General features: G+C 43.9%; 4 protein-coding genes. 1 reads left to right on the forward strand and 3 read right to left on the reverse strand.

Going from position 1 to position 6,414, the window contains the following annotated elements; all coding sequences use genetic code 11:
* Positions 1-628, forward strand: a 628-nt coding sequence (locus tag LEP1GSC194_RS12830; protein WP_020772098.1) for an IS4 family transposase, incomplete at its 5' end; no start/stop codon positions are given.
* On the opposite strand, the gene LEP1GSC194_RS12835 is transcribed toward LEP1GSC194_RS12830, so the two are convergent.
* The 3 genes from LEP1GSC194_RS12835 to LEP1GSC194_RS12845 form a co-directional block, all read right to left on the reverse strand.
* Positions 625-993, reverse strand: coding sequence for a nuclear transport factor 2 family protein (locus LEP1GSC194_RS12835; RefSeq protein ID WP_020773984.1), 369 nt, complete (start codon positions 991-993; stop codon positions 625-627). The two genes, LEP1GSC194_RS12830 and LEP1GSC194_RS12835, sit on opposite strands and share 4 nt — an antisense overlap.
* Before the next feature lie 190 nt (positions 994-1,183).
* Entirely contained in the window at positions 1,184-4,027 is a 2,844-nt protein-coding gene (locus LEP1GSC194_RS12840; RefSeq protein ID WP_020773982.1) for an FtsK/SpoIIIE family DNA translocase, read from the reverse strand.
* A gap of 803 nt (positions 4,028-4,830) precedes the next feature.
* Positions 4,831-5,967: a CARDB domain-containing protein gene (locus LEP1GSC194_RS12845; protein WP_020773981.1), complete on the reverse strand. Its 1,137-nt coding sequence runs from the start codon at positions 5,965-5,967 to the stop codon at positions 4,831-4,833.
* Positions 5,968-6,414: the final 447 nt, after the last annotated feature.

A 6,414-nucleotide genomic window follows, 5' to 3' on the forward strand; every position in this document is an offset into this window, starting at 1 on the left:
TAGGAAAAAAGGAAAGGAGGCGAGGGAAGCAACAATCGAACTTCGATTTGAAAAGCTAACGATAAAACCTCCTCAATACAAGAAATTAGAAAATATTGATATGTATGCGTTAACCGCAACCGAGGTAGGCGGACCTCCGGAAGAATCTATCGATTGGAAATTTCTAACCACAATTCCTATTCACAATTCGGACGATGCAAAAAGTATGATCGCCTATTACAAAAGCCGCTGGGGTATTGAAGTTTTCTTCAAGGTTTTAAAGTCTGGATGTAATATTGAATCTACTCAATTTAAATTTGGGAATCGATTCAAAGCTTGTATTGCTGTCTGCGCTATTGTTGCTTGGAGAGTTATGATGTTAACATTCTTAGGTAGAAATATTCCAGGTTTAAAAGCATCCATCCTATTCGAGTCTTTTGAATGGAAAGGCATTTATTGTCGACTTTTTGAAACTCCGAAACCTCCTAAGGAAGAACCCGAGTTAGGAACCGTCTTACTGTGGATTGCTAAATTAGGCGGGCACTTGGCTCGCAATTCCGATGCTCCTCCGGGCCCCCTTACCATTTTTAAAGGCCTCATGAGAGCTATGGAAATCGGGTTTATGTTTAAATTACTCACGAAAACCTAACTTGTGGGTAAGGTTATGGCAATGACCTTTAAACCGTCGGCGAATAATTTCCAAACCCTGACGTATCGAAATTTTCCCTGAATTGGGTTGCCCAACATCACACCTTCGGTATCATAAACCACAACTACCGTAGCGGTATCCCCAATGATGGAGATATCTTCAACTGTTGAAACCAGTCGTTCCACCGCCATTTCTTTCGCCCGATGAGAGGCCAAATCCATTTCTTTTGTAATCGTCTGTCCGTTCGGGGCGATGAACAACAAATCATCGTGCAAGATGGAATCTAAAAACTCAACATCGCTCGTTTTTATGCCCACGATCAGACTTTTTTCGATTTCAATAATATCGGTTCTGTTAATTACCATTGTTTGACGTCCTACTCCCTCTTTTTTTACCGGTTAGCGGCTTACAAATTGAAATGCAAAGTATATGCGACTTTCGTTACTCAAAAATTCAATAACATTTAGCATGAATCGGAGATACTAACGAACAACGATGATTCGGAAAAGTTCTAAAGGGTTAAATCAAAAGTTCGGTTTTCAGGAAACGATCCGATCAACCGGCTCTTAAAATCTCCCTGCCTTTCGAACCGATTTGAGGACTGACGTAACCTCGTTCTTCCATCAACTCCATCAAACGCGCGGCCTTATTATAGCCGATCCGCATTCTACGTTGCAGATAACTCGCGGAAGCCTTACGATCGGTACGAACGATCTCCCAAGCTTGTTCGAAAAGTTGTTCGTCCTCTTCGTCCACTACGGAGCTTTCCAAGTCCTCGTCCAGATCGAAATCGACATAGGAAGGTTTGCCGAACTTGCGGGCCTCCTCCACGATCTTTTCGATCTCTTCTTCCGAAACGTAAGGAGACTGGATTCGAATCAAATCGGCCGCAGTCGGAGACTTATAAAGAAAATCCCCTTTGCCTAAAAGGGATTCCGCGCCGTTTTGATCCAAGATAATTTTAGAATCCGTTTTCTGAGCCACGTGAAAAGCCATACGCGCGGGGCAGTTGGCCTTGATCAAGCCCGTGATCACGTCCACGGAAGGACGTTGGGTAGCCATGATGAGATGGATTCCCACCGCTCTGGATTTTTGAGTGATTCGGGTGATCGCGTCTTCTAGATCCTTACCCGAAACCATCATCAGATCCGCAAGCTCGTCGATGAAGATAACGATATACGGCATCTTTTTGTAACCGTCCCGATGCGCTCCTTGTTCCACTTTTTCGTTATACGTTTTAAAATCCCGGCACTTGAGTTTGGAAACGGAATGATAACGCGCTTCCATTTCCTGAATCGCCCAAGCCAAGGCGCGGGTCGCCTTTTTCGGATCGGTGATGACCGGCATCAAAAGATGCGGAATATCCTCGTATAAGGTGAGTTCCACCATCTTCGGATCGATCATGATAAAACGAACTTCCTCCGGAGAAAGATGCACCACCAAGGAGGAAATCATGGAATTCAAACAAACCGATTTACCGGAACCGGTCGTTCCCGCTACGAGCAAATGCGGAAGTTTATTCAGATCGATTCCGACTAACTTTCCGGAGATATCTTTCCCGATCAAAATGGAAAGATCCTTTTTAGGACGAAGACTTAAGTTTTGGTGAAGGATATCTCCGAGAAAAACATCCTCTCGCAAACTGTTGGGAACCTCGATCCCGATCGTAGACTTACCCGGAATCGGAGCGACGATCCGGATATTTTTCACCGCGAGATAAAGACGAAGTTCGTCCGCAAGAGAAGTGATTCTCCCGAGTTTGACTCCCAAAGGCGGAGTGAGTTCGTAACGCGTGATGATCGGCCCGCGTTCCATCGAGACAACTTGAGACTCATACCCGTATTGACGTATGATCTCCTCTATCTTACGAGCCACCTTATCGGACTCGATCTTAAACAAAGGATCTTGAATTTTCGTCGTAGTCGTTTTCAAACTCTTAAGAGGAACGTGATAGATGGAACGTTTGGACCTGACTTCGGGAACGAGTGTCGTTGGAGGAAAGGGCAAAGCCGGTTCGATCCTCTCTTCTTTTTTTTCGGAGGGAAAACTTAAGGATGAATCGGAGTTATCCTTTTCCTGCAATTTTGAAACGCCGAGGGTTTCGGAAGAAATTTCCTTTCGAGAAAATTCGGTATTTACGGCCTCTGTCTTTTGGTCCGAAAATTCCTCCCGATCTTCTTTTGAATCCGAAGAAATATTCGAGTCGTCGTAAAATTCATCTTCGAGTTCTGAACTTTCAATCGGCTCTTTTTTTTCCGACGGATCAAAACGATCCTTTTGATCCCATTCTTTATTTGGATCCGAATTATCGAAATCGGAAGAACCCGTTTGTTTGCCGTAAGGAACGACTAACGTGACCGGTTGTTCCTTTCCGGAAGAAATATTAGAAAAATCGGAAGTTCTAAAGTCTATGATTTCCCAACTGGAAGAAGTTTCTTGAAATTTTTTTTCCTCTCGGATTTTTTCGGAAAGGGAAGTGGAAACGGATTGAAAACGGAACACCTTACCTTGTTCTTCGAAGTTTCCGGTAAAGGCTCCCTGATTTTGAAAACGAAACCGAGAAGTTTCCGGAGTCACCATGGAACTCGAGTCCACCTTCGAGAGTAGATCCGACAGTTTTCCTTCCTTTCCAAAAGTGGAATGGAGTGCGTTCTGCAACGCGGAGACTTCCGTTTGAGCGTGTTTGTGGGAACTCATACGTTGATGCGGCAAGCCGTAGCCTTGTTCCGTAAAATCGGTTTCGCTCGTGTGAGTGTAAAACCAAGGAGGATTGGATTTTTTTCTTTGAAATCTTTCCACCGCCGATTGAAAAAGCGATCCGAGATTTTCTCCGCTTTTTCCCAATCCGTGCCGCAATCCTTTACTGTAATTCGCTCCCGCGGTTCCGAGCATTCTCCCGATAAAATGGAGCGGCGATTCGTTTAACAAAAGTATAAAACCGTAAAAGTAAAACAAAAGATGAATGAGAATTTTACCGGTCGACCCGAAGATAAATTCCAAACCGGAAGAAAGAAGTTGTCCCGTAAAACCGCCCTGGGACGCGAACGGAATCGTAGAAACGTGCCCGATGATTTGAAGGGTTACTGTGAAACACAATAAAAATACGGGAAGAGAAAGGAGCCGGTTTGTGAGTTCAAATCCGTCTTTGACAAGTCGAAGAGATCCGAGACCGATCGTCAATAGTCCGGGTAAAAACGAAGCCGCACCGAACATAAAAAACATTCCGTAAGAAAGATAAAATCCAAGTCTTCCAAAGAAGTTGTGCTCGATTCCGCGTTCTCCGGCGTCAAAGGAACCCAAGGAAAGAGTCAAAATGATCCCCGCAAAAAGTAACACGTAAGGAAGAATCATCTTCCCATTTTGCAAATTCCAGGCGGGTTTGAGGTCTTTGGATTCCATGCTATTTGTATCGGAAAGAGCCCGGAAAAAGAAAAGAGACTTAATTATCGTTTTTAGGAAGGGGAAAAAAACCGGTTTTTTATCCTACTCGAAAACCTTAACACGAGTTCGGCGTAACCAATGCGAAAGCGATTGAAGCGGAATCAACAAATTGGAATGACGAAAAGATTTCGTTTTTTAGAGCGAACCCTCAATTTGTTGATTGGAGCATTATGTTTCGACCCACAACGCGCCCCTTAGGAAGCGTTGTGTTGAATTTCCTCAACGCGATCCATAGAAAGCGTTGCAAGAGTTAGAACGTCTCGCTTCTAGGGTCGCTCGACGGGGAGAAACATTGAGTTCAAGCGCGGTCCGGCCTTGGCAAAACAAAGGCCGGATTCGCCCCTTCCCCTTAGGAAGTGCAACAATTTAAAACTTGTCCCAAAACCTATCGAACGACCTGTAGAGAGGTGAGACTTTAGTTTCACAAAAATGTGGGAACTCCTACGTTTTTAAACGAACGGTAAGCTGGGTCTCTTCCGTGCCGTTATGGATAAAATCGGAAAAATTTTAACCCTGACATCTATCCGCTATTCACTGACATCTAAAACGTGGGAACTCCCACAAATTTCCTTCGAGGTTTTGGGACAAGCTCTTAGTTCAAGCGCAATTTCACATTACTTACAAGTTGTTCGTGCTTCCTTCTTCGGTTTTCTTTCCTTAAAAATGAAAAATCGGGCTTAGAGATTTTTCCCCAAGCCCGATTATCTTTTGAGAATTGAGAGGATATTTCAAATAAAACTTTTCAAACGATCGATCCAAGGTCAACCCGGATGACTTTTACAAAATCCTTCCGGAATCGTATATTCTATGGTCTTTTTGCTGTACTTGTTATTTTGCACGTTCGATTCCTGAATCCAATTTCCTAGGTTGGCCCTTAGGGCGAAGGTGTGTTTTCCTTCCATATAATAAGAATCCACATTCAGATGACTGATCGAAAGTGTTACCGTTACCGTCTCCCCCGGTTGGATGGATTCGAGCCCGACTCCATTTCCCCAAGTTCCCGGTTCGATGGATTCGATTTGGGTACCGCCGTTCTCCCATCTTTCACTCTTCTCGTGCAGCACAGTGAAAAGACCGACATCCAACCTTTTCGGACTTGGTCCTTGTCCGATATTTTTTATCTCGGCAGTGACATATAGCAGAGGTTTGCCTGCTCTGCATTTCATTCCGCTCGGATAAATCGATGCGCGTGGAATGATCAAATCCGGCAGGGGTTCGGAAGGTTGAACCGTTATCGGAACACAGACCGTATTATTTTGTTCATTCGATTCCGCTACTTTGGATCCTGCGTCCACTCTTGCACAAAGATTGTAATCCCCCGGAGGAACATTTTTAGGAATGATATTGGACCCTTCGCTCACATAAGCAAGTGTTCCCGGAAGTAGATCCGGAGTATTACTAATTCTTCCGCCGCCCAATAAAACGTCTTCTTTAAAGTCGGGGAAATAAGGTGCGTATCCTTCCGGCACGACCGAGTCCTGAGAGAGAATCAGATCGACCATATAACCTTCCTGAGCCGGACGACTTCCATTCGCAAGAATACCTCCGAAATTGGCAACTTGGGCTTTCAGTTTTTGAGAAACGTCCTCTCCCGGTTTCACTTCTACTTTTCTCCCACCGGTGATGAGATAAACCATGAGGTCCGGTAAAGATGGATCCCCGCCGGATACACCCGGACTTGCGTTCTGTGAATCCGAAGTTGTTTGAATATTCGTTTCTGCCCAGATGATTTCCGCCTCCCCAAAGGTCACAGTCGTCGTGCTAGAAGTCGTTTGAGGACCTAAAAGTGCTAACAAAGCGGAATTGTCTTCCCCCTTTCCTCCCCCACAATACGAAGTTAAACATAGAAGAATGAGAACGTTCGCCCCCGTTATCGTTTTTCGTAAGAATTCTTTCATTTTGTATCTCCTCAATTTACTGGCGTTTTACTAATTTAAATAAACGACTTGCGTGTTACTTCTGAGCCAACTAAAAGAATTCAAGTTATAACATAAAATACAAACGAATTGAAAAATAGGCTTATTTTGAAATTATTTCTTTGAAAATAATGTGATGCAGCGGTTTTTGTGGGAACTCCTACGTTTTCGATGTTAGGGACGAGTAGTTAGGAATTAGGAGCAGCTATATGTTATGTATGTAAAGTCCTAATCTCCTAAGTGACTAAACCCTCGCCACTTGAAATGTGGGAACTCCTACGTTTAGAGCGATTCATAAGAGTCGTGACAGGAGTTACCATAGTGTTTCGAGACGATTTTTCAATTAATGTACGTTAGGTGTTCTGAGAGGATTTTTTCGTTATTTTTTGATTTTTTTTTCACACAAATCGGATCCGTCGCATACTTTCC

It is taken from the genome of Leptospira alstonii serovar Sichuan str. 79601 (assembly GCF_000347175.1).
In the GTDB taxonomy this organism is placed as follows: domain Bacteria; phylum Spirochaetota; class Leptospiria; order Leptospirales; family Leptospiraceae; genus Leptospira; species Leptospira alstonii.